This is a genomic window from Mucilaginibacter segetis (assembly GCF_016522075.1).
GTDB classification, from domain to species: domain Bacteria; phylum Bacteroidota; class Bacteroidia; order Sphingobacteriales; family Sphingobacteriaceae; genus Mucilaginibacter; species Mucilaginibacter segetis.
This window is the reverse complement of sequence record NZ_JAEHFW010000003.1, coordinates 299,650-323,129: the sequence shown is the minus strand read 5'-3', so window position 1 is coordinate 323,129 and position 23,480 is coordinate 299,650. Positions and strand designations below refer to the sequence as shown.

General features: G+C 39.8%; 20 protein-coding genes. All 20 read right to left on the bottom strand.

What is annotated here, in order from left to right; all coding sequences use genetic code 11:
* Window positions 1–103: 103 nt before the first annotated feature.
* The 20 genes from I5M19_RS15180 to I5M19_RS15085 all read right to left on the bottom strand — a co-directional run bounded on the left by I5M19_RS15180 (window position 104) and on the right by I5M19_RS15085 (window position 23,472).
* On the bottom strand, window positions 104–1,312 hold the full coding sequence (locus I5M19_RS15180) for a glycosyltransferase (RefSeq protein ID WP_200067208.1): 1,209 nt from the start codon (window positions 1,310–1,312) through the stop codon (window positions 104–106).
* 4 nt (window positions 1,313–1,316) lie between these two features.
* The gene (locus I5M19_RS15175; protein WP_200067207.1) at window positions 1,317–2,417 is read right to left on the bottom strand and encodes a glycosyltransferase family 9 protein; all 1,101 of its coding nucleotides are present in this window, start codon (window positions 2,415–2,417) and stop codon (window positions 1,317–1,319) included.
* Between the two features lie 2 nt (window positions 2,418–2,419).
* Complete coding sequence (locus tag I5M19_RS15170) at window positions 2,420–3,829, bottom strand: hypothetical protein (protein ID WP_200067206.1); 1,410 nt, start codon at window positions 3,827–3,829, stop codon at window positions 2,420–2,422.
* Window positions 3,830–3,851: 22 nt separating this feature from the next.
* Window positions 3,852–5,093, bottom strand: coding sequence for a glycosyltransferase family 4 protein (locus tag I5M19_RS15165; RefSeq protein WP_200067205.1), 1,242 nt, complete (start codon window positions 5,091–5,093; stop codon window positions 3,852–3,854).
* 144 nt (window positions 5,094–5,237) lie between these two features.
* Window positions 5,238–6,350 carry an acyltransferase family protein gene (locus tag I5M19_RS15160; protein WP_200067204.1) on the bottom strand — a complete coding sequence of 371 codons (1,113 nt, stop codon included), beginning with the start codon at window positions 6,348–6,350 and terminating at the stop codon, window positions 5,238–5,240.
* Window positions 6,344–7,516: a glycosyltransferase family protein gene (locus I5M19_RS15155; protein WP_200067203.1), complete on the bottom strand. Its 1,173-nt coding sequence runs from the start codon at window positions 7,514–7,516 to the stop codon at window positions 6,344–6,346. Before I5M19_RS15155 ends, I5M19_RS15160 begins: the two co-directional genes overlap by 7 nt.
* On the bottom strand, window positions 7,517–8,650 hold the full coding sequence (locus I5M19_RS15150; RefSeq protein WP_200067202.1) for a glycosyltransferase family protein: 1,134 nt from the start codon (window positions 8,648–8,650) through the stop codon (window positions 7,517–7,519).
* A gap of 380 nt (window positions 8,651–9,030) precedes the next feature.
* The gene (locus I5M19_RS18810; RefSeq protein WP_200067201.1) at window positions 9,031–9,564 is read right to left on the bottom strand and encodes an acyltransferase; all 534 of its coding nucleotides are present in this window, start codon (window positions 9,562–9,564) and stop codon (window positions 9,031–9,033) included.
* A 19-nt stretch (window positions 9,565–9,583) separates the two neighbouring features.
* Complete coding sequence (locus I5M19_RS15140; RefSeq protein WP_200067200.1) at window positions 9,584–10,690, bottom strand: glycosyltransferase family protein; 1,107 nt, start codon at window positions 10,688–10,690, stop codon at window positions 9,584–9,586.
* Between the two features lie 26 nt (window positions 10,691–10,716).
* Entirely contained in the window at window positions 10,717–11,781 is a 1,065-nt protein-coding gene (locus tag I5M19_RS15135) for an NAD-dependent epimerase/dehydratase family protein (protein ID WP_200067199.1), read from the bottom strand.
* A 63-nt stretch (window positions 11,782–11,844) separates the two neighbouring features.
* Window positions 11,845–13,011, bottom strand: coding sequence for a glycosyltransferase family protein (locus I5M19_RS15130; protein ID WP_200067198.1), 1,167 nt, complete (start codon window positions 13,009–13,011; stop codon window positions 11,845–11,847).
* Between the two features lie 9 nt (window positions 13,012–13,020).
* Window positions 13,021–13,851, bottom strand: coding sequence for a DUF5672 family protein (locus I5M19_RS15125; protein WP_200067197.1), 831 nt, complete (start codon window positions 13,849–13,851; stop codon window positions 13,021–13,023).
* Window positions 13,852–13,871: 20 nt separating this feature from the next.
* Window positions 13,872–14,813, bottom strand: a complete 942-nt coding sequence (locus tag I5M19_RS15120; RefSeq protein ID WP_200067196.1) for a glycosyltransferase family 2 protein — start codon at window positions 14,811–14,813, stop codon at window positions 13,872–13,874.
* Window positions 14,814–15,956: a glycosyltransferase family 4 protein gene (locus I5M19_RS15115; protein WP_200067195.1), complete on the bottom strand. Its 1,143-nt coding sequence runs from the start codon at window positions 15,954–15,956 to the stop codon at window positions 14,814–14,816.
* A 9-nt stretch (window positions 15,957–15,965) separates the two neighbouring features.
* Window positions 15,966–17,129, bottom strand: coding sequence for a glycosyltransferase (locus I5M19_RS15110; protein WP_200067194.1), 1,164 nt, complete (start codon window positions 17,127–17,129; stop codon window positions 15,966–15,968).
* A 106-nt stretch (window positions 17,130–17,235) separates the two neighbouring features.
* Window positions 17,236–18,180: a hypothetical protein gene (locus tag I5M19_RS15105; protein WP_200067193.1), complete on the bottom strand. Its 945-nt coding sequence runs from the start codon at window positions 18,178–18,180 to the stop codon at window positions 17,236–17,238.
* 44 nt (window positions 18,181–18,224) lie between these two features.
* Window positions 18,225–18,839, bottom strand: coding sequence for an acyltransferase (locus I5M19_RS18805; protein WP_200067192.1), 615 nt, complete (start codon window positions 18,837–18,839; stop codon window positions 18,225–18,227).
* Window positions 18,830–20,083 (bottom strand): ABC transporter ATP-binding protein, encoded by a 1,254-nt coding sequence (locus I5M19_RS15095; protein ID WP_200067191.1) that lies wholly within the window; start codon window positions 20,081–20,083, stop codon window positions 18,830–18,832. Before I5M19_RS15095 ends, I5M19_RS18805 begins: the two co-directional genes overlap by 10 nt.
* Window positions 20,084–20,115: 32 nt before the next feature.
* Complete coding sequence (locus tag I5M19_RS15090) at window positions 20,116–20,973, bottom strand: ABC transporter permease (protein WP_200067190.1); 858 nt, start codon at window positions 20,971–20,973, stop codon at window positions 20,116–20,118.
* A 60-nt stretch (window positions 20,974–21,033) separates the two neighbouring features.
* Window positions 21,034–23,472, bottom strand: coding sequence for a GumC family protein (locus I5M19_RS15085; protein ID WP_200067189.1), 2,439 nt, complete (start codon window positions 23,470–23,472; stop codon window positions 21,034–21,036).
* Between the last annotated feature and the right edge of the window lie 8 nt (window positions 23,473–23,480).

The window sequence follows — 23,480 nt, the reverse complement described above, 5'->3', positions numbered from 1 at the left end:
AATTATGCTAATACCGTTTGAATGTTGGCATATATATATATCATCAAAGTTATTATAATAATATAAATACTACATCTGATGTTATTATAGTAATATTTATTTTTTAAATACTTATAGCATCTTTAAAAGCAACAGATGCCGGCCCAATTTGAAATTTATTCAAATATACCTCTATAGCAAATTTACCCATTTGTTCCTGTTCGGCTTGTGGCAGGTTAACCCAGGTAGTTAAAATATCAAAAATCCCATCCAACTTATCATTACCTATTATTCCGCCTTTACCTTGTTCTACTTCCTTATAAATATTAACCTGATCGGTTATTAAAACGGGTTTACCGCAAGCAAGCGCCTCAACCACCGCTATCCCAAAATTTTCCTGATGACTGGGTAATATAAAGGCTTCACTTTTATACAAAGCGCCCCATTTTGCAGCACCGGTAAGCATCCCCGGAAAAAAAACCTGATGCTTCAGTTCCGGATAGGAGGCAACAAGTTTTTGGATTGACAGCCCGAAAGCGGATTTTATACCCGGCCCTGCTATAACCAGCAACGGGTATGGCTTATTTTGCCTTAAGCATTCGTTAACAACAACCGCATAAGCTTTTATTAATAAATCAACCCCTTTTTTGGGGTGTATACGGCTCAGAAATATTAAATATGATTTATCTGCGACTTCGGGACATTTCTTAATAAATTCCTGATTCATAACTTCGCTATAAACCGGAGGGGGCAAAATACCATATCCTACATTAAATTCCCTTTTAGGATTATAGTTAGAGAAAGTTTGGCGTGCAAGCTCTAACTCTTTTTCACAGGTAAATAAAAGTCCATCCGCATCGTTCACAACCTTTCTTTCAAATATTTTCCAGTATAGCCAATTACGAACAGCCTTAAATTTACGATCAGGAGCGCGCTGAAAATACGGGTCGAGCATACCGTGTGGCATCACAAAAAAGCGGGGTACATTAACACCCCTGTTTTTTTTAGCGATCCTTTTCAATTCTTTCATAGCTTTCCAACCGGCATAGCTGGGATATATCCATAACCCATTTATAACAACGGCATCAAACCTTGCCAGGTTAGCCATTAACCATGGTTTTAGTTTTGGTGCATACTGCCATAAGCCTTTTGAAGGTCCGAGTGCATGGATTACAAAGTCATCTGACCCAATAAAAGGAGCATTGGGATCATCCAAACTTACAACTTCCCTGTTAATGCCTAAACGCAATATCTCGGGGTTACTGTTTCTTATACCCTGACATGGCCCGCCGCTCGCCGGATCCATTGTAGCTATAATATGCAATAACTTCATTGGCTTATATATTATAGTTATTACGAGCCAGTACACTCATAACAGCGCTTTGCACTTCACTTGCTGTTATAGATAATATGCACTTCTTTTTTTGTTCGATGCATATATCTAATCTGCAACCCGCACAATCTGTTTGATGGTATATGATATGATTAAAATTGCCCCGCGGATACCATTGCTGTGGAAAATTACGGGCAGAAAACACCGCGACACACGGAGTGCCCACAGCTGCGGCTAAGTGCATAGGACCGCTGTCGTGTCCAATAAAAACATTAGCCCTTTGTAAAACTGCTCCGGATACCCTTGGCGATGTTTTACCACAAAGGTTTAAGCCTTTGCCACCCCATGCAGCTAAACATCTATCGGCCCTTTCCTTCTCATCCGGTCCACCCAGCATTATCAGGGGCCATTGCGGTAACTGCTCTGATAATTGTTTAAGTAATGTTTCCCAGTTATGCTCCTCCCAATCATTAGCCTGCAGCTTTGTTCCGGTACTTGCAGCTATAAAGGGGCCAGGGTCGTTTAAAGCTGACAGTTCATTGCCTGCCGCTTTTAATTCTTCTTTGGTTAAACGCAGATCCCAAAAGGCATCTTCGTTTAAGGGTATATCGCCCAATACCTGCAAACGGCGCGCAAGCCTTTTAGCTTCCCACTCGTATACACCGGTTTCTGCATCAATACTTAACTGAAAATCCTCAAGAACAGCAGGAAAGCCGATCAGCGTTTTTGCGCCTGCGGCTTTAAAAAAAAGCCTGTCACGCAGGGCGGTAAGTTTTGTTTTAAATAACGTTAAAGACACACGCACACCAGCCAAATAGATAACAGTGTCAATTTTCAACGCTCTTATTTGTTTTAAAAGTTGAATTAACAAGGCCGGATCGCGTGTACCAATCGGGTAGCTAAGTACCCTGTTAAAAAAATAACCACTATTACCCAATATGCTTTGCAAGGGTGCTGCCTTACCATTTATTGGCACATTGGTTAGCAGGGTGATATCTGCCTCGGGATAAGTTTTTCGTATTTTATGAAATGATGGTAACACCATTACAGTGTCGCCCAAACTACCCAATCTATATATTAATATTTTTTGCTTTGCGCTAACCATAACTAGTTATGCATAGTTACTTGCTCGGCAAGTTCAGTATCATCTTCGTCCAAATCCTCCATCGGTGCCGGCTTTCTCATGGCCGCAATAGTAAGTCCGCCCATTAAAACACCAAAACCTAAAGCAGTTGGTTGCGCCCATTGCCCCTGTGCTACCGCCTGAAAGCTTACACTAAGCATCATCCACGGCAAAAGATTGTTTATTCTGATACGTTTAAAGGCTTCATAAGCCATTTTTAAGCAAAGATGTATACGAATACCTATGGTTAATAATCCTAATATCGCTCCCATCTCTCCTATTAACCGTCCCCATTCTCCCTCAGCTATCAAAAATTCGTCTGAGCGGCCTACTAAAAGTTGTGCACCTGCATTTGTACCCATACCTATGCCATATCCGAAAAATGGTAGTTTTCCTTCAAAGGGTTCGTTGATCCCTGCAAAGATACGGCTGATCACTGAGTTTTGAATAGATCCTTCGCTATCACTTGCGCTCTGAAACCTTGAAGTGAGCACTTCTATAGCTCTTTGAAAAAAATCAACATTACTTAACAGGGCGGCAAATATCAGTAATCCAATTCCGGCTATAGTAAACTTACCAAGGTATTTTGCATTTCCGGAAATTGATAATAAAGCAAAAAAACCAGTTAAAACAGTTTGAACGAATAAACCGCGGCTAATTGAAATAGGAATGGCTACAATTAAACTAATTGTAGAAGCAATTAAAAGCAACCGAGTGATATTATGAGGAGTTAACCAGAAATAAAATACATATACACCAACTAAGCCAAAAAACTGGGCATTACCTGTCGTGAAAGAAAATGTACCGGGTGGACGGTAATATCCCAGTGCACCGCTAAAACCACCACCCTGAGAGTCGGCACCGATGCCCCGGTTTACATAGGCAGATTGCGGACTATAAAACTGCAACACGATCAACATTGCCATAGGGATTGACATCCACAAAACTACTTTCCCAATTTTTACTACATCCTCATGGTTAAATATCTTGCCAATTAAAAAGATCAACGGAAAATGGAACATTAAAATGCGCGCGCCATACACAGCAACTACAATACTGCCGTGCCCTACAGATATAGCTGTAAACATGGCAATTACAGCTATAATTATGATCAGATAAAAATACCTGTTATTAGGCAGCTCGTTATCTCTCCAGGCTATGTATAATAGCCACATTGCCACAGGGTCGCGTACTACAAGCAAAGGAGTAGCCAAACTTGGAAAAACCCATTTACGTAAGGCTCCCTCAAATATCAGTAACACAAAATATACCCAAATACCTTTTTTTAATAAAGCATGGGTATATTCTTTATTAACAGCATTTGGTCTTGATCTTTTATGTTCGTCTAATAGTAGCTCGTCACTTATATCAATACCATCGTTGGTGTGGTTCATGCTTTAAAAACTTTATACCTCGTTATTTAGTATCAATTATAGCGTTTAGCAGTTCTTGCCCGTAAACCTGCCATGTGCGCTTTTTAGCTGTCTCCATTGCAGCACGCCCATTAAGTTCTATCTGCTGCGGATGCTGTAATATATATTCAATAGCATCTTGCAGCTTTTGTGTGCTGCCTGCATTTATTAACCAGCCGTTCTCTCCGTTATTAATTATATCAGGACCGGCGGTTCTCTCGGTGGTAATTACCGGTGTGCCTTGTGCCATAGCCTCTGTTATTACTAAACCAAACCCTTCAAATTGCGAAGGAAAAACAAGCACATCATGCTCACGCATAAGCTTTAGTACATCTTCATGCGGCATACTGGGTATCCATCGATGCTTAGCTAACTCCTCATCCAATACCCTGCAGTTGGCAGTCACTTTACGGCCAACCACAGTTAGCTGCACCTTATTACCAAAATGCTTTACTGCCTCAAAAACATCCGCTATACCCTTTCGTTGCGACAAGCCACCAACAAATAACAACTTTAATGGCCTGCGGGCCGTAATATCGGCATAATGCCTTATTTTCGCAACCTCGGGGAAAGCATAAGGTATTATTTTAACAGGTGGCAGCTCTCCCTTATAATATTTTAAAGTATCGGCAGTAAAACCACTTGCTACAAAAATACGATCTGCCAGGCGTATTTCTTCGTCTTTACGCTGCAATTTGGCATCGGAATCCTCAAAACCTGTAAGAGTCACCGCCCAATCAGGCCAGCGCTCACGCTCTGCGCCCAATAACTCTCTTGCCGCCCGCCAATAGCCTATCGGCAGATCATACAAACATTTAATATGTTGTTGTTTAGCGGCATTAAAAGTATAAGCGGCTCCGTCTTCATAGGCATAGACACTATCAGGTCTATTTTCCGAAGACAGATCCATTATTGCTGAGGCTACTTTTTTATCCAGGTCACGATAAACAGCGTCTACACTTGCCCATCCGGTTTCATGCTTCACCACGCTTTTAAGGCCCAAACGCGGCGAAAGTGTACGTGCCAGCTCTAATAAGGGATAAGAACGTATTTGATTTTGCGGAATAGGGTAACTGCGTCTTAACCATTCCTGTTTTAAGCTCGCAGGCAAAATATTAAGCCAATTTGCATTAGGGTTTGCTGCTATGGTTGTATAAAAATCACTTAACATATCCGCTTCTGATAAAGCCAGGATAAGTGCTCTCACAAATTGGTTCCCTGTAGGATGCGAAAGAACTATTTTCATAGATCTCCTGATAATAAGTTAATGCGGATCACTGTGGCTTTATACTTCAAGGCAACGTTTATATCAATTATACTATTGCAAGTATAATAATTGCATTTAATTAATTGGTGCAAATGCAGCAAATGCACTGCTTTTAACTTAGCTTTAATTTGATTTCACCGCTGCACTGCCAGCAGCTACCTTGTCTTTTGCATTACCTACCAGCCATTTAAAAAATGCGGACCATAAATGCCGCTGTTTTTCTAAAATTACCCCTATCAGCAACGAGGCTATAACCACCGAAATGATCACCTCCCATAACTGCGTTGCATCATTAAGCCTGAAACCAAATACGGCCCGCCATAAAACCAGTAGAGGGAAATGCAAAACATATAAAGGGAAGGTAAGATCAGCAATTTTTCGCACCCAGGCTGATATCCTGAGATCGGCGCTTAACGAATTACCTGTGGGTAATATCCACAAAGCAGCGGCAATAAAAACACCCACTACCCAATCAGTAACAAATTGATTGGCGTAATAAAGCGGTACATATCCTATGCGGTAAGGGTACGATGGTACAAACTCAACCGCCAGCCACGCCAATAATAATCCACCTGCCACCATCAGCCATGCCGTTACTGTTTTTACAGATGGACGTGGTAAAATGTAGGCTACATAGCCGGCCAGCCAAACAGGCATCATCAGTAATATTTTTGGGCCGGCAATTATACAGGCCAGTACAGGTAAAATAAAAGATTTCCAGCCCCCCCTTCTAAAAAACCATAAACCAAAAATGGCGTAATACCAGAATTCAAAACTAAGCGACCATAACGAGCCATTGAGGGGCGGTGCGGCAGAAAACAGCCACACCTCGTTCACGAAAAAACCGGATAGTACATATCTTACGCCCGAATGACTACGGGAATAATCCATCAATAACTCCGGATTTAGATATCCAATTACAAACTGAATAACCGCGGTTATCACCAGGGCCGGTATCACTACCGAACATAGCCGACTTAAACGCGCCTGAGCATATTGGGCGCCGCCCCGGTTTTTACTGATAGTGGTGTGAGCGATAACATAACCCGAAAGCACAAAAAATATAATTACTGCGGCGTGTGATGGTTCGCCGGGTTCATACTCCGGATGCGCCTTTGTTGGGAACCAGCGGTCAAACGCGTGGATGTACAATACGGTAAAGGCCGCGCAGATACGGAGGGTATCTAAAAACAAGCTGGAGCTTCCAATAATTACGCGCGGTTTAATTTTTAACATCCTGCAGCAGGTTGGTTATCATTACTTGCCTGGAAAAAATTGTTCATCACTTTCAGGTTATTCTCTCCAAAATATCGTTCACGGGCAAACTGCCATTGCAACGGTTCGGGGTTTAAAATACTTATTTTTTCAAGAGCCTCAAAACCCTTTTGCTTATCGTTATTGCTCCACATTACGCCTAATGCTGTGGTATTAATAAATTCGGCCAGGGTACTATCTGCAGGACCGTGGCCAAAAATTGGCCTGCCTGCCTGCAAATAGCTCGTTAACTTGGTGGGCAGGCTTGTTGTTGCAAAGGTATGTAATACATTACTCTGCGGATACATGCAATAAACAAAATTACAAGCCGCAAGCCTGGGTATTACTTCGTTCTCAGGCAGGGTGTCATAAAACAGCAGGGTGTCTTTTAAATCCTCAGGGAAAGCAGTTGTGTTTAAATGGCAGCCCCACATTTTAAGCAATACCTTTTTATTCTGCTTTGCAAAGAATTCTTTCAGCAGATGTAAAAAATCAATAAGGTCACTTTTATCATAAATTGAACCAATATGCCCCAAAATAACTTCTGATTTATCATGGTTTCCGCTACCGGGAATGATGGTATCTGCTTCAAGGTAACGGTGACATACTACACCTTCCCTGCCACTTAGCTGGCGGTAATAATTACGCATACCTTCACTTATTACATCAAAAGAATTTACGGCTTTAAGGGTTGTAACCGTAAGCTTATTAGCTAAGCCTGCCATAAAACGATAGCGAATTGATCGGGCGCAAAGCGCGCCCGCCCAATCATCATGCACAGTGAGGTGTACCGGACGGTTATTTTGCTTTTTTGTTAACTCCAAAGCAATACGTAAACCCTCGTTATGTGATACTATCCAGTAGCTGTCGCAAGCTATTGCTAAAAGCTGCTTAACTATACTATCAATGGCATCAACTTTTTTACCGGCCAGCATTTTTGCCGATAGTAAAATATCCTTTATAACAGGGCCGCCCATTACGGCTTTGCCTAAATATCCTGGCTCATAACCTGACACGGGCTGGTTGCCAATATAGCACCAGTTAACCGCTATTTGCGGCATATGGGCAGTAAGGCTACGTAATATAGCCCCGCCACCGCCAACATTTGGCGCATGAGCTGTAAAAAGGCATACTGTAGGTTTTTCCATTTAATTATTTGCAGGATTATAACCTATAAGGGCATCAGCAAATTTAACAGAAACATTTATAACGCTGTTAATATGCGGTACGCTCCTGTTAAAGTTTATACACTCCTCAAAATTACCCGTACGATATTCTACAACTCCCTCTGGTATAGCAATTGGCATCATTTTATGAGGATGCCAGGGTTTTGCAACGGATATTACCGTTAAGCCGTGTTCGCGCATAGCAGCAACTGAACCGCTCTTTTCTATTACTGCCAGCGCGGTAGCCGAAATACCATAGGTTGAATTGGCTAATATTTCTGAGATACGCTCCGGAGACTGCTCTCCCAAAACATCTACCGGCATACCATTCATTTTCCATACATTGGCCCACCGCTCCTGTTCGGCATTACCCCTGCCGATTATGGTAAGCGATACTGGTGTGTTATGTGCTTGAGCATACCTCGATGCTTCGGCCGCAAATAATTCTATAGGTGCTTTATCATGTATAGAGCCAAAAATCACCAGGGCTATTTCTTTCCTTTCGGATTCAAAAGAACGGGTTGTTACAGGTATATTGCTAAAAAGCGGCAAATAGTCCGCATTAAATCCCATTCTTTGCAGATGGCGCTGATACAAGCGCGTTTGCGTATGAATAACCTGCGGATGGGTTATTTTTATCAGTTTACGAATAAACTGTCGCTGCAATTTGCCCCACAAAACAAGCTTATTCGATTCCTCCATAGCCATACCCACCCACAATTCATGAAACATGATATGCCATTTTCTACCCTTGCTCAGCGAAAACATGAATCTACTTAATCCTAATTTTAATCCTTTAGGATGATACCCGAATGGTACATATTGTAAACTGAGCCATTGAGGATCTATTTTGTTAACAAAATCTTTAGCTATAGCTAAACGCTTTTGTTTATCATAAACAGATGGAATACGTATTACCGGTATCTGTATATTGCCCGTTTCGCTGCTGCCTTCAACTATTTCATTTATATATATATCATTAACCGCGGCGATAGCGCATTGATGACCTTTACTGATCAACGCAGCCGACAGCCGACGTGTATAATCGCCTACCCCATCCGCTCCTTCTTCAAGCGAACTGCATATAAAAATTATATTTAAAAAATTACTTGTCATTAATATTTCTTACCACTATTCGGTTTAATAGTCATTCAATTGTAGTATTAATGTTACCTAAACAAATAGTTATACTTTTATTACAAATTCTACATTTTTGAATTATTAACTTTATCGCATTAAAACAACATTTTATTGCCTTATAGGCATTATTTAACTATAACAACCTAAACATCTTATCTATGTATCATTTATATGAGTAAGCCATTTTTATATTGCAGTAAGTGCAAGCAGCCGTTCCACTATAAATTACCTACTCCGCTTATTTTTAAAACCTTACTTTTTTTTATACCCATAAAAAAGGTCTATTGTGCCAAGTGTATGAAAGCGCATTATAAGATAATGAGCGACAGTGAAATACGCAAATACCACATTTAAAACTATTGAAACAACCTGCGATAGTTTATCTCATATTGCAGATCGGTACTACGATGGCGTATCAACTTTGCCGGCACGCCCCCCACAACAGCAAAAGGTGGTACATCCGCGGTTACTACCGCTCCTGCCGCTATCACAGCGCCCTTTCCTATATGCACCCCCGGTAATATTATGGCACGCGAGCCTATCCATACGTAATCATCAATGATAACCGGCAGATCTCTTGCCGTAAAATTTGGCGAATCGGGATCATGATCTGCTGATAAGATCATCACCTCCTGCGATACGGAAACATTTTCGCCAATAGTTATCCTGCTTTTGTTATCTAAACAACACTTACCATTTATCACCGAGTTTTTGCCCAACGAAAAATGCCGGGTACAATCGAAGGTACAATCCATAAATATAGCGGAGTTTTCGCCTATGCTATATTTCATTACCCTGCGATAATAAAACAGCCTGATGGTATGGCTGGGTATACCTGCTATCCACCGGTTACAAAAATAAAGCCTGAACTCCGAAAGTATGCGCCTCATACGGTTAGTTTACTTTGACCTATTCCTGCCAAAACCTTTTTTGAATCTGCTGCAGATCAAACCGCTCCATTGCAAGTTGTTTAGCATTAGCAGCAATATCGGCTTTATTGGCTATCAAATTTAAAATATCTATTGAAAGTTCATCAGCATCCAGTTTACCGCAGCAAACAGCCGCGTTATGCTGCTGTAGCAAATGGCAAGCAGCGCTATCTGCCGGACCATGATACAGGATTGCACCCGGCGCTCCTAAATAACCCACCATTTTGGTTGACAAGCTATATAAATAGAAATCAGGGATGCTGAATTTTATGGGCAGGTACAATATATCGCTGCTATCCAGCTCCTGTTTTAACTCCGCGTCATTTAAAGATACTTCGCGATATGTAGTGGCAAACAACCGATTATCTAAAAACGGTATGCGTTGTGTTCCCCGCAAGATCAGTTGAAAAGAATGACCCTGTTTGGACAGTGCATCAAGCGCATCAGCCAATACATTAAACAGGGGGATGTAAGTAATGTGTAATAACCCCGCGAAATAGATAATCACCGGAGAGGATCCGGTTGTAGCGGGCTCTTTTATTTCCGATGCCTTTACTCCGTCAGTAATAATCTCGTAGTTATAATCACCAAATAAACGGCGGTATTCTTTGCCTAATTCGTCAGATATCACCAACCGCCTGTCGGCTTTGTTCCATAACAACTTGGCATCATCAAAAGAGGTATGGGTGGTAGTATAATGATCATGAACAGAAAGCCAGAATTGCTTATTTATGATAAATTTATCGGTACATAAAGCTGCGCAAAACGGCCCATGCTGTACCACATGCAGTACATCATACTGAATTTTTTTTGCAGCCTGCTGAACCTTACGTATGGTTATCGGCTTAAAGGTATTATACCGCAGCCATATCAGCAGGTTGCGTAATTTCCAGCGTGCCCACTTACGGGTTAGCGGTGAAGCGTAAATAATAGTTTCATCGATATTTCCCTGATGCGGTTTCAACGGTGTACCCTCCACTACCAGCGTACTTACATTTTTTTCTCTCCCCAGGTATAAACGCCTTAATATGCGGTTGCCACCGCCATTGGAGTATAAAGAGAATGGGTGAAAGGAGAGCAGTTTCAAGTTTCGGGGTATTATTGTGGCTAAAATTATCTTCCGGTAGTGTAGGCCTCTACAATTTGCCGGATGGTTTCTTCGAGTGATATAGTGATATCCCAACCCGGATAATGCTCCCGCATTTTGTTTAGGTTAGAAATATAACAAATGTGGTCGCCTATACGGTTCTCAGGTACATAGGTATATACCTGTTGTTTTCCGGTGAACTTTTCGGCTATTTTAAAAGCTTCCCATATGGAACAGGAATTATCACGCCCCCCTCCAATGTTATACACCTCGGCAATGCGTGGCGCATTTATAAAAGCATCAATAAAAGCGGCAACATCATGCGAGTGTATATTATCGCGCACCTGTTTGCCTTTATAGCCGAATACTTTATACTCCCGGCCTTCCAAATTACATTTAACCAGGTAGCTTAAAAATCCGTGCAATTCAACTCCGGAATGATTGGGACCTGTTAAACACCCTCCGCGCAGACAGCAAGTAGGTATATTAAAGTATCGGCCATATTCCTGCACCATAACATCGGCAGCAACTTTTGAAGCACCAAACAAGGAGTGCTTACTTTGATCAATAGAAAATTCCTCGGTAATACCGTTATAATAAGCCGGATCGGCATAGTCCCAACGGGTTTCCCCTTCCACAAGATCTATTGAATTTGGCCTGTCGCCGTATACTTTATTGGTAGACATATGAGCGAACGGAGATTCCGGGCAATACTGGCGCACGGCTTCCAGCAAATTAAGCGTGCCTACCGCGTTGGTATCAAAATCATCAAAGGGAATGGCAGCCGCCCTGTCATGCGAAGGTTGCGCGGCGGTGTGCACCACTGCATCGGGTTGTACCTCTTTAAGCAGGTTAAGTATGCCCTGCCTGTCGCGTATGTCTACTTCATGATGAATAAAATTACCACCGAGTTGCGTTTGTATGCGATTTTGGTTCCAGCGGGTATCGCCCTGGGTTCCAAAGAAAACCGCACGCTGGTTATTATCTACTCCATGTATCTGCCATCCTAAATTTGCGAAATGGATACATACTTCTGATCCTATAAGTCCTGATGAACCGGTTACTAGTAATTTTTTAGCCGAGTTTGCCATTAAGTAAGCGAAGAATTTATATTAATTATTCTGTTAATACCGCAATAAATTTGAAGCTGCAATTTAACCATTTATAACGGATAACCATTTTTTACGCATGGGTTGCGTTCCAACTTCATTCAACACTAATTTTTTAGCATTGTTCAAAATTTCAACAACCTTATACTGATCACGTAATAACGCAACTGATGTTCTGATATCTTTTACATTGGCAGATGTTGCCGTAAATGCTGCTTTTTTAATGTGTAAATAATCTATCATGGCTGCATATGGCGGACCAACAGCCAATATAGGCACACCGCTCGCCAGGTATTCGCCCATTTTGGTAGCGATATTAAATTGAGACATATTACGGATTTTTTCCTGAAAACTTATGGGCAATAACACCGCATTGTAATTACGCATAGCGGGCAATACCTCTCCGGGATCTATTCGCCCTTTAAAAACTACCTCTTTTAAATTAAGCGCATCGGGCAGTTTTTGTACAGTCGAGTAAATATGCAACTCATCTTTTGTTCCCTTTAAGGCATCAGCAAAAATCTTCAAAGCATCTAACTGCCAGCTTGCTACCGCTCCAAAATATCCTATCTTTAACGGACCTTTATTACCTGCATTGGTAGTGGCACCGTTCAAAAGATCGGACGAACCAAATAACACGGTGGAGCTTACGCCAAAACGATCCAGGTAAAAGTGCTGCATAGCAGGGCTTATTACAAAAACATGATTGGCTTCCTGTAAATGTTTAGCAAATACCTCTTCCACCCCATCCGGATAGCGCCATTGGTTATCGGTAAATTCTATCAGATGATCATCCATCACCCATGTTACATAGTTTACCGCACGCAAAGCTTTAAGTGCCTCCAAAGTAAACAGCGAATTGGCCCCCTGCGGACATATTAATGCAGAAAGCACCTGCTCACTCTCAAATTTTTCATTGATGATCTTGGCGGCACGTTGTGCATGCTTTTTAATAGCAGGTAGTTTTTTTGCCAATTTGGCCGATAGGGAATTACCTATTGTTTTACGCACCGTATCCCTTTCCCAAAACGATGGAATATCAATAGTACGGTTAAAAAACTCATCCGCTGCAGGCACATCAGTTGCAAAACGGTTAACATGTATGAACCACGATATATCTTTGAGCCCATCTCCAATAATGCGCTGCAGGGTTAAACCGCCCCCGTGCAGGTCGGATACCGACATTTCCGAAAGGTAAAAATCAAACTTCATAAATGGTGATCATGTGATGGATCGCGTATCAATATACCTGCTCCAAAATTCTAAATGTTTGTACCAGGCATGGCAGCCCAAAGGTAATCTGCCTTTATTTAATTTCAGTGAATCTTCTAAATTATACTCAAAGCTAAAATTCAATGCGGTAATTGGGTCGGCTACTTTAAACCAGGGGAATAATTTGGGGATAACCTCCGTCCAAACCACATCTTCGTTCAAATGGAAATCAGCAAAATAAAAGCCGAACCGACCGGTAATGAATACCTCCAACCTGCCTTTGGTCAACCCGTTAAGTTTTAACCTTAACCGCGAGGAGTGCGATAAAAACAACCGGTAAAGTAACCAGCGGAAACGGAATTTCTTCATCCCTGATAATGCCCTTATACACGAATTAATATTACGTACTGAAAAGCCCGAATTGCAGCCATGCACTAACTTAGCGCCTGGCTTTGCTTCCCAATAACCCTCAAAAAAGGGTGCACCTATAAAATCGAAATCAAAAGCCCCGGCATTTTCCAGATCCTGACTAAATATATAAGCATCCAATTCATAAGTAACCATGTAATTATAAGCAGCAAACAGGCGGTAAAACTCAAGATTCAGCTTCATTTTATTATACTGCTCAACCGATGCCAGCCAACCGGGGTCTACAGGCTTTAACAACAAACCTTCAAAAGCTGCGGTATAAGCAGAGGTATCCATCCCCTGCGGAAAAATCAGGTAGCAATTATGGCTGCTTAAATGTTTTTTGCATGCGTTTAGTGCTATTAACTCATCGGGCTGCGGTGCAGCTTTATGAACAGGTATGATTACGCATATTTTCCTTTTATTATCCATAAGCATTTATGCGGCACCTGTTATTTCAGCATCAAATTTAAACGCCGTCGCGTACGTATTTTTAAGAGGCTTAATTTGGCATTCACTTTTAAAAACCACTTATAGGATTCATTATCATCGTTGTAAAACGCTTCTCTAATTTTTATTCGTACCTCCGGTGTGAATTTAGGGCTAAAAACAACAAACTTGATGTATTTGAACAGCAGATGTGCCTTATATTCCCCTAAGGTAATTAAACGCTCCTTTTTTAATATTTTGAGTATCGCTATTTCCTCTACATAATTATTACCGCTACTGTACATTTTACCGCTTACATCCTTATCATGGTTACGGAAGTAGTTAAGCACCCTGCCTGATATGAACACTTCGCCCTGCTTAGCCATTCCTATATAAAAGAGCCAATCGCCGCACATTTTAAAACCTGTGAACTCCGGGGAAACACTTTTGTAAGCATCCTTTTTAAACAGTACCATGCTGGCATTCCAAATATCACAGCGTTCGGCCAGATGTGCTTTTATGTAGACTTTTCCGTTAACATATTCGCTGAGTTTATCATGGGTTGATATCTTCTCTATGGTATTATCGCCGCTTACCACATAACTTTGTACATAGCCTAAAACACAATCAGTATTATTATCCAACCCCTGCACAAGGGTTTCCAATAGTGTTGTCTCACACCAGTCGTCGCTCTCTGCTATCCAAATATATTTACCTTGCGCCAGCTCTATTCCCTTTTTCCATTGATGGAAAGGCCCACCACTATTTTGTTGGTTAAAAATAATATGACTCACCCGTTCATTCCCGCGATAGCTTTCTATTACTTGCCGGCTATTATCCGTTGAGCAGTCATCTAAAATTATCAATTCAAAATCCTGATAAGTTTGCGCCAATACCGAATCTATCCTCTGTTGTAAATAAGGAGCATGATTGTAATTGGGGATGACGACAGATACCATTGACATTTAATTTCCGTTTATTAACTGCGTAATTAAGTGTAAAATTGGGGGTGCAGCAATACCGATATCGTAGTTAACACTTAATTTACCGGCTTGTTCGCCCATATTTATGCGCCGGTTGTGGTTATCCTGCAAGGTCAGTATTTTTACTGCCATATCTTTAACATCAGCATACGGAACAATTAAGCCCGTTTCCCCGTCTTTAACAAACTCCTCCATACCACCAGATTGCTCAAAACACAGTATTGGTTTATTAAGCGATGCAGCCTCAATGGCCACCAGCGGGAACGGATCTTCACGAGAGGTAAGCGCAAACACATCAAACAGTTGGAAATAATTTTGAGGAATAGTTTTACTGCCGGTGAAAATAACCATATCCTTAATCCCTAACCTTTCGGCTTCGTAAGCAAACCTGCAACTAAACTCGTGCGTTACCGAGCCTACCCAAATTAATTTTATACCATTATCGGGCTGTATTTTGTTAATCTCTGCCGCAAGTGATAAAAACAGGTCTATTCCTTTACGCCAGGAGGTTAAACCACTACCGCCTACAATAAACTCATCGGTTAACCCTAATTCCTGCTTCACTTCATCTTTAGTTACAGACGGCTTTTTTATTTTATCAAGATCAATAAACTCATAAACCAAGCTTATTTTATCCGCAGGTATAGCATAATTAGTTACCAGATTATGGAGCGTGCTTTTTGATACCGCGATAAACCGGTTTACCGCAAGCAGATTTTTTGCTGCCACAAATTCCGGATAATAGTTATTTATCGTGAAATCGTTCTCGTGTACGTGGCAAATAACCGGGCACTTGAATTTTTTAAGTAAAGGTGCAATATCCAGGCATACAACTGTATTCAGGTAAACCAGATCAAAGGATTGATCCATTAATTCGGATGGAATTTGCGCCCCTTCTTCATTCTTTTTAAACACCCGCTTTACAACTCTTTGAGTAATTGTTTTTTGAGCAGGCAAATAGGTAGTAGCAAATTGTTTAAAATTATCCTCAAGGTCACCGCCGTGTTTCAGATAAACGGAAATTTCATACGCTTTCTGTTGTTTTAGCCAATTCAAAAAACTCAGCAAAACTATAGGAGCGCCGGTTCTTGAAGCATCATGACTAACAAAAAGCAGTTTTTTCATGGAGATGAATTATACGTTTATTGTAAGTGCATTTAAAATGTCCTTAGCGTAATTATAAATATTTTCCTGATAATTTAAAGGGCTGATCACAGGTGAATGCTTAAGACATGCTATGATTTTATCTGCCAGTTGCTGCGCATTATGCGGGTCAAAAAAATCAACATTTTCACTTATCTGCTCCTTATGTACAGGTAAAGCCGACAAGATAATGAACTTATTTAAAGCTTTAGCCTCTTCTACCAGGGTACTCCAGCCTTCATATAACGATGGCTGTAACAAAGCATGGCTCCCCTTCATTAACAGTAGTTGATCTTTTCTGTCTAAAACTCCTAAAAACTCTATATAATCACGTAATCCGTATTCCTCAACTTTATTACGTAAAGTATCAATATACAAGCCTTTACCCCTGTTTACTTTAATACTTCCCGAAAAAAGCACCTTAAACTTTAAATCAGGTTGTTTTTGCCTGATGATATTGAGAGCATCTAATACCATTCCCTGATTTTTATGCTCCCAAAGCTGATTAGGGCTCATCAGGTAAGGCACATCAATATGATGATTTTTTTTTACTGCGGGAATATCCTGCTCATTAAGCTCAGGCAACGAACTCGCAAATCGCATTAGTTTAATATCACATTTATAGTTAGGGTAATATCCTTTTAATTCGTTAAACAGCGCATTTGAACTAAGCACCACACGTTTATCTGACGAGGTCAGCTCCTGCTGTTGTTTCAGCATATTTGACCCCTTATCATCATAATGATCCGGAAACGCCCTGTTATTAAAATCCACCAGCCAAAACACCCTGTTTTTATAATCGTCAAAGTTGATGTCGTTAATAGTAAAACAAGGGTATAAAGTGTCTATTTTGCTATAATATTTTACTTCTCTATAAATATCCTTTTTAATTATCCGCCTGGCCAAACCATTTACCTTCCGCAAAAAAAAGTTTAGCGGATAAGGATGAAATAACCGGTAAGTTATAAATGGATATTGGATAGTTTTCAGGTAATCAACAGGTGCGTTGGCTGAATAAAATACTACAATTGCCGGCTTTTCATCTTTGGGAAGAATATTAAGTGCCGCTATTATATTATAAATGTAGTTAACAATGCCTGAATTAGATTGATTATCAAAAAAGTAATTTAACCCTATGGTAAATCTTTTAGCCATTATACGGTTGCTTTAATTTCTTTGATAAAGATTTATTACAATCAAATACAATATATTTATTTAAATGGACCTTCAATTATTGTGAATTATTTTTCTGCCAAGCAAGCTATATTATCTCTATCTGGTTTGTTTCTATATTCAGCATCTTTTTACCCCGTATAAGTTCCAGGCGTTCTTCGCCATATAACCTGTCCCAGTTTTCATCAATATATTCCCTGTAAGTAGCTTGCATAAAGCCTTCGGCACATGACAGGGGTTTCAGGTCTGCTATCTTATCCTTCCTTATAAAATAAGCATTATTTCCATTGCTGTTGCATCCTATAAAATAATAGCCTTTTTCTTCGGCTAAAATGCATAAACACTTTAATGAAGCGCCCCAGTATTGAGAGGTGGGGTCAGCATCTAATCTGTAAAAATCTTCCTGATATGGAATTGTCCACGCTTTTTCGGCACCAAAAACAGCATTATATTCTGCTATAACAATTATGGGGTTAACTGTATTTATTTCTTTCCAGACAAAATAGTCATTACCGTCAATATCAACGCTTAATATACCTATCTCTGAAGGATACCCCTTAGCCAAAAACCCGCCAATTATCTGGTTGATATTTTCTGTGGTGATAAAAGCGTGCACCGCATGCAAATTATTTGCCCATGATACAGCATCACGTTTAATATAATCTATATTTTGTTTACCGCCATCAATTACCAGCCCGCTCCATTTATTATTTATCAATAAAAATCTTGTATTGGATTCTTTATAATTTTCAACGCCAAATTCAATAAAAACCTTATTTGGAATATCTAGTTTGTTTACCAGATATTGAATTATACCATCATCTCCGAATTGGGAAAAAACCTGAAATTCAACATCAGTTATTGAATTAATTGCAGTACGCTGGTTGTTTAGATATGCCTGTATTTGACCTAAATTAACTTTCGGACTTTTCAGATCGTTACCAAATAGTTCTTTTAAATCACGCCTAACCTCGTGTACCTGATCAATAGCATAACTTTTGCCGCGTAAAAACGCTTTTATTTTTGAAAACATATTTTTTTAATTAGCAATTAACGCCGTAATCAATATTTAGTTTATCAGGTAGTTTGTTTTATTATTCGTGCCGGGTTACCCACTACAACGGCAAATGGGGGAACATCCTTAGTAATAACCGTGTTTGCGCCAATTATTGCCCCTTTACCTACAGTTACCCCTTTAAAAATGGTGGCGTTAAATCCAACCCAGGCATCATCTTCTATAATTATCTCTGCTTCGCTTATATTTACATTATCCTGTAATCCAATTTTCCGTACATGCAAAAAATCCTGATGCCGTTCTATTGAATTCAGTGGATGTGATATATTGTCGTGAATATTAACCCCGTGTGATATTAATACGTTATTGCCGATACTCACCTTAACTGATGACCATATTTTTGCAAAATCACCAATAAAACAATTTTCACCTATACTAATTTCACCGCCATGTTTCCAGGTTAACAACTCGCCTTTTATCCACGAATTATTGCCTATACTTATATATTTCTTGTCGCCACGGTTGTTAAATATCTGCACTGTGTTATCCAACCTTACTGATTCAGGATCAAAAGTAGCTGCATTAAGATAGGCCAATTGCTTTTCCTGATGTTTTTTATATTGAATTTGGTTTACTACCGATTCAATATAGCCAGCTATATATCGCTTTATTCCCATATCGCTTTTAAAATTACCGCGCCGTAATCTTTACCCTCATACAACGACAGATCAGTACCATTATCAACAATAGTTACAGAGCCAATATTCTCATGAATATCATATACCTCACCATTTTTGTTCCAGATAGCTATTACAAAATTATAATTGTTTGGAGCAATAATGCTGTCGGGCAATTTTATGCTGCCTTCAATAATATCACCATTGCCCACATTTATTTCTTTGGTAAAAGTACTTATCCGGTTCTGTAGTTTGTCTTGCAGGCCTATCCCAATTTGTATACCGGGTATATATTGCTTTACCTGTAAACGATAATTTAACCGGATAGAATCATCAAAAGATATTTTATCTGCAACTGCTCCTTCTGCATTTACGATCTCAAAATTCAGAAACTGCCCTACGGTTTTTTTCTGATCGGCAGGGAAGACAAACGTATTTAAACTGCTGTCGTTGTTATCGGCTAAATAACGGGCAACAACTTCTTGTGTTTGGTTATAACTTATAATATTACCATTTTTTAATAATATTCCTTTATTACATAACTGGCTTATCATTCCCATGTTATGACTAACGAATAAAACGGTACGGCCCTCTCCTTTGCTAACATCATTCATTTTGCCTAAGCATTTTTTCTGAAATTCCACATCACCTACTGCCAATACTTCATCAACAATTAATATTTCACTCTCCAGGTGCGCAGCAACTGCAAAGGCGAGGCGCACATACATGCCGCTGCTATATCTTTTTACCGGCGTATCTATATACCTTTCTACTCCGGCAAAATCAACTATGGCATCAAAATGTTTTTTTATTTCGGTTTTGCGCATACCCAGTATGGCACCATTTAAAAATATATTTTCGCGCCCGGTTAAATCAGGATGAAAACCAGTACCTACTTCCAGCAAACTGGCAATCCGGCCTTTAACCTTTACCGAACCAACGGTGGGTGTGGTAACCCTGCTCAAAATTTTTAACAGCGTACTTTTACCGGCACCATTCCTGCCTATAACGCCCACGGCATCACCCTGCTCAATATCAAAGCTGATATCCTTAAGGCTCCACACTACATCGCTTATACCTTTTACGGCACGGTCATTTGCTTCGCCTATTTTTAAAAATGGATCTTCTTTGCCTCGCATTAGTGCCCACCATCGTTCCAGATCACGACTTAGTGTGCCGGTGCTAAAGTCACCTAACTGATATGCTTTAGATAAATTTTCAACTTTAATAGCAATATCACTCATGCGGTGTATTAGTAGTTTATAAATAAATTTCTTTAAATGGTATCAACAAAACTTTTTTCTACTTTATTAAACACCACTAACCCTATTATAAAAATAACCACACTGGCTATAATACTATATGTAAATGCACCCGAATAAAAATGGCCCGTTCCGGTAAAACCATACCTGAAGGTCTCAATCAATCCGCTCATAGGATTAAGGGCTATTATCGTTTGATATTTAGCGGGAACGCTTGATAACGGATATACAACCGGGGTGGCATACATAAACAACTGCATACCAAAGGTTATTAAAAAAGCCAGATCGCGGTATTTTGTTGTAAGACCGGTAACTATTAACCCTAAACCTAAACCTAAAACTGCCATTACCATAACCACTACCGGAAACAACAGGATATAAGAGTTAAGACCAACATTAAATCCCTTAAAATAATAGTAGATGAGTAATAGAACAAATACCAGCAATTGCACCCCAAACTTAACCAGATTAGAAAATATTATACTTAACGGCATAATTAATCTGGGGAAATAAACCTTGCCGAAAATATTGCTATTATCCCTGAAAACTGTTGAGGTTTTAGTAAGGCAATCCTGAAAGTATGCCCAGGCAACCGTACCCGACATATAGAACAAAGCGGGTGGTGTACTGTTAGTGCTTAGTTTTGCAAGATTTGAAAATACAAAGGTGTAAATAAGCGTTGTAAATATAGGCTGTATAAAAAACCACAACGGGCCCAAAACGGTTTGCTTATAAAAAGATACAAAATCACGCCTTACTAACAGCCACAGCAGATCACGATAGTTCCATACATCCTGCAAATGGAGATTAAAAACGGTATCATGTGGTTTAATCTCCAGGTCCCATTCCTGATCCTGTTTATTTTTCTCCATTATACTTTAATAGTTATAACCATACTACGCCTGTTATGGATAATCTTGAAAAATGGTGTATTAATCTTTTTTATTTTTTTTCTTAAACATTCCACCTAAGTTCCCTAAAAAACCTTTTTTTACATTTTCATCTTCCTGTGTATAGCCGTAGCTGTAGCCGTAACCGTAACCATATCCCGCGCCGTAACCATAACCTGCCCCATAACCTTTTCCTGTGCTATTTAAAATACCGCGCATTTTTAAGCCGTTAAAAATTATATTGATGTTGGTTAGTTCGTTATTAACATATAAATGGTCGATAAGGTTAAGATAATATTTAGGGGTATATTTATGTCTTACCATATATAAACAGGCATCAACATACTTGTTAAGAATTTTAGCGTCAGTCACCAAACCTATTGGCGGTGAATCGATCAGTATATAATCAAACTCTTTCTTCAATCTTTCCATAAAAGTATCAAGCCTGCCGTTCAGCATTAACTCGGTAGGGTTAGGCGGTATGGTACCCGCCGGAAATATTACCATCCCGTTCAAACTCTTATCATCCATAGGCAATGCTATATCATCATACTCCACAAGCCCGGCCATATAATTACTGATTCCCTTTTCCTGCTTAATATCAAGCATCTTACTTATCTTAGGTTTACGCAGGTCAAACTCCAGTATAGCTACCTTTTTACCGGTTAAAGCTAAACTTACAGCCAGGTTAATAGCAGTAAAACTTTTACCCTCACCAGATATGGAGGAGGTTACCAGCAGCGTTTTTTTATCGCCTTGAATACCAATAAAATTCAATGATGTGCGCAGTGCCCTAAACTGTTCAGCTATAACCGTTCGGCTGCCATCTTTTATTACAAGGGTTTCCCCGCTATCATCATGTAATATCTCGGCCAATACAGTTGCATTGGTAGCCTTCTCAATTTCCGACCTGAACAGTACCTCCCTGTTATATTGCTCCCTTATCAACACAAATGCTACACCTGCAATAACGCCTACGGTAAGGCCCATTAAATATATATTAATTGGGATAGGCTTAACAGGCCCCCTGCTTTCCGCATAATTAATTATCCGGCTATCTGCAACGGCTGATGCTTTTGAAAGCTGCACCTCTTCCCTTTTGGTTAGCAATAGGGTATATATATTATTTTTTATGGATTGCTGTCTGCTTATCTCTAAAAATGTACGCTCTTTTTGTGGTACTGATTTAAGTAAGGCGGTATTTTGCCCGTTAGTAGATTGCAGGCGGTTCCTTGTAACAATCAGGTTTTGCCTTAATGTGTTCAGGTTTTCCAATAAACCGGGTTTTATTTGGGCTATTCTGTCCTTTATGGCTATAATGGTTGGTGAGTTTTCTCCTGCGGTTTTGCGAGCTGTGCTTAATTCTAACTCTGCACTATATAATTTATCGAGCAATTGCAGGAACAAAGGATCGGTAATACCAAAAGTAGATGGTACCAAACCGGGGGCATCACCTTTTTTTACAATGTATTTTTCAACCTGGTTCAACACATCTAATTGGAGTTGAATCTCCGAAAGCTTATCTACATTTTGCTGTTCATTACTCATAAAGGTTCTGCCTTCGGCAGATAGGTCAACAATACCCTCATCAGTACGGAATTGTTGCATTTTATTCTCCACAGCAGACAGTTCCTTCGCTACTACAATTAAACGGTTGTTTATAAAATCAAGCGTGTTGGCTGCAGTCGCGTTTTTATCATCAATGCCAGCTTTATTGTACACACGTACCAAATTATTTAATATATCTTCGGCACGTACCGGTACCTGATCTAACAATTTTAAGGCAATAAGTGATGATTGCCTTGCAGCTGAACCTACGCTTAAAGAGCCTAAAATACCTTTCGCTGCGGTGTTTAAACTACGTATTTGTAAATAGTAATCTCCCTTATATTTAACCGGGGCATCATCAGCATGCTTTACCGGATTAATAATAAAATCTCCGTAAGGTGTACGTACCGGCGTGCCCAGTTTATATTGTTGTCCGCCTATTAATACATAGTTTTTGGTGGGAACAAACTCAAATGAGATAGGAATATTACCCGAGTTTTTTAAATCATCCGGATTAAGGGCTACAAATTCAACCGGACTGGGATATATCAATATATCGCGCAATGTGCCTTTGTTAAATACCTGGGCATACAAACCTACATCCTTAGCCACCTGTTGTAGTAATATACGCGATCTTAAAACTTCTATCTCATTCTCTACAATTTTAGCCGAGTTTGATATCCCTAAAGCCTGCAAAACATCCGCATCGGTACCTCCGCTTCTTTGGTCTTTAAGTAAAATAGTAGCATTTGCCTCATATATAGGAGTTTGATATTTGATATAGAAATAGCTTACGAATAAGGATATTACTATAGTAATTACAAATATCGGCCAAAATGGTAAGTACCTGAATGCTATAGTACTGAGTGTATTTTTGGTGTTCGTTCCTTCAAAAGGATTATCAAGATTGCTTTTTTTGCCGGTGTTTTTCATTAACAAAA

Bases quoted from the DNA above. Each gene is read 5' to 3' on its own strand.
- I5M19_RS15180 (WP_200067208.1), bottom strand. From the start codon at position 1,312: ATGAAGTTATTGCATATTATAGCTACAATGGATCCGGCGAGCGGCGGG.
- I5M19_RS15175 (WP_200067207.1), bottom strand. From the start codon at position 2,417: ATGGTTAGCGCAAAGCAAAAAATATTAATATATAGATTGGGTAGTTTG.
- I5M19_RS15170 (WP_200067206.1), bottom strand. From the start codon at position 3,829: ATGAACCACACCAACGATGGTATTGATATAAGTGACGAGCTACTATTA.
- I5M19_RS15165 (WP_200067205.1), bottom strand. From the start codon at position 5,093: ATGAAAATAGTTCTTTCGCATCCTACAGGGAACCAATTTGTGAGAGCA.
- I5M19_RS15160 (WP_200067204.1), bottom strand. From the start codon at position 6,350: ATGTTAAAAATTAAACCGCGCGTAATTATTGGAAGCTCCAGCTTGTTT.
- I5M19_RS15155 (WP_200067203.1), bottom strand. From the start codon at position 7,516: ATGGAAAAACCTACAGTATGCCTTTTTACAGCTCATGCGCCAAATGTT.
- I5M19_RS15150 (WP_200067202.1), bottom strand. From the start codon at position 8,650: ATGACAAGTAATTTTTTAAATATAATTTTTATATGCAGTTCGCTTGAA.
- I5M19_RS18810 (WP_200067201.1), bottom strand. From the start codon at position 9,564: ATGAGGCGCATACTTTCGGAGTTCAGGCTTTATTTTTGTAACCGGTGG.
- I5M19_RS15135 (WP_200067199.1), bottom strand. From the start codon at position 11,781: ATGGCAAACTCGGCTAAAAAATTACTAGTAACCGGTTCATCAGGACTT.
- I5M19_RS15130 (WP_200067198.1), bottom strand. From the start codon at position 13,011: ATGAAGTTTGATTTTTACCTTTCGGAAATGTCGGTATCCGACCTGCAC.
- I5M19_RS15125 (WP_200067197.1), bottom strand. From the start codon at position 13,851: ATGGATAATAAAAGGAAAATATGCGTAATCATACCTGTTCATAAAGCT.
- I5M19_RS15120 (WP_200067196.1), bottom strand. From the start codon at position 14,813: ATGTCAATGGTATCTGTCGTCATCCCCAATTACAATCATGCTCCTTAT.
- I5M19_RS15115 (WP_200067195.1), bottom strand. From the start codon at position 15,956: ATGAAAAAACTGCTTTTTGTTAGTCATGATGCTTCAAGAACCGGCGCT.
- I5M19_RS15110 (WP_200067194.1), bottom strand. From the start codon at position 17,129: ATGGCTAAAAGATTTACCATAGGGTTAAATTACTTTTTTGATAATCAA.
- I5M19_RS15105 (WP_200067193.1), bottom strand. From the start codon at position 18,180: ATGTTTTCAAAAATAAAAGCGTTTTTACGCGGCAAAAGTTATGCTATT.
- I5M19_RS18805 (WP_200067192.1), bottom strand. From the start codon at position 18,839: ATGGGAATAAAGCGATATATAGCTGGCTATATTGAATCGGTAGTAAAC.
- I5M19_RS15095 (WP_200067191.1), bottom strand. From the start codon at position 20,083: ATGAGTGATATTGCTATTAAAGTTGAAAATTTATCTAAAGCATATCAG.
- I5M19_RS15090 (WP_200067190.1), bottom strand. From the start codon at position 20,973: ATGGAGAAAAATAAACAGGATCAGGAATGGGACCTGGAGATTAAACCA.
- I5M19_RS15085 (WP_200067189.1), bottom strand. From the start codon at position 23,472: ATGAAAAACACCGGCAAAAAAAGCAATCTTGATAATCCTTTTGAAGGA.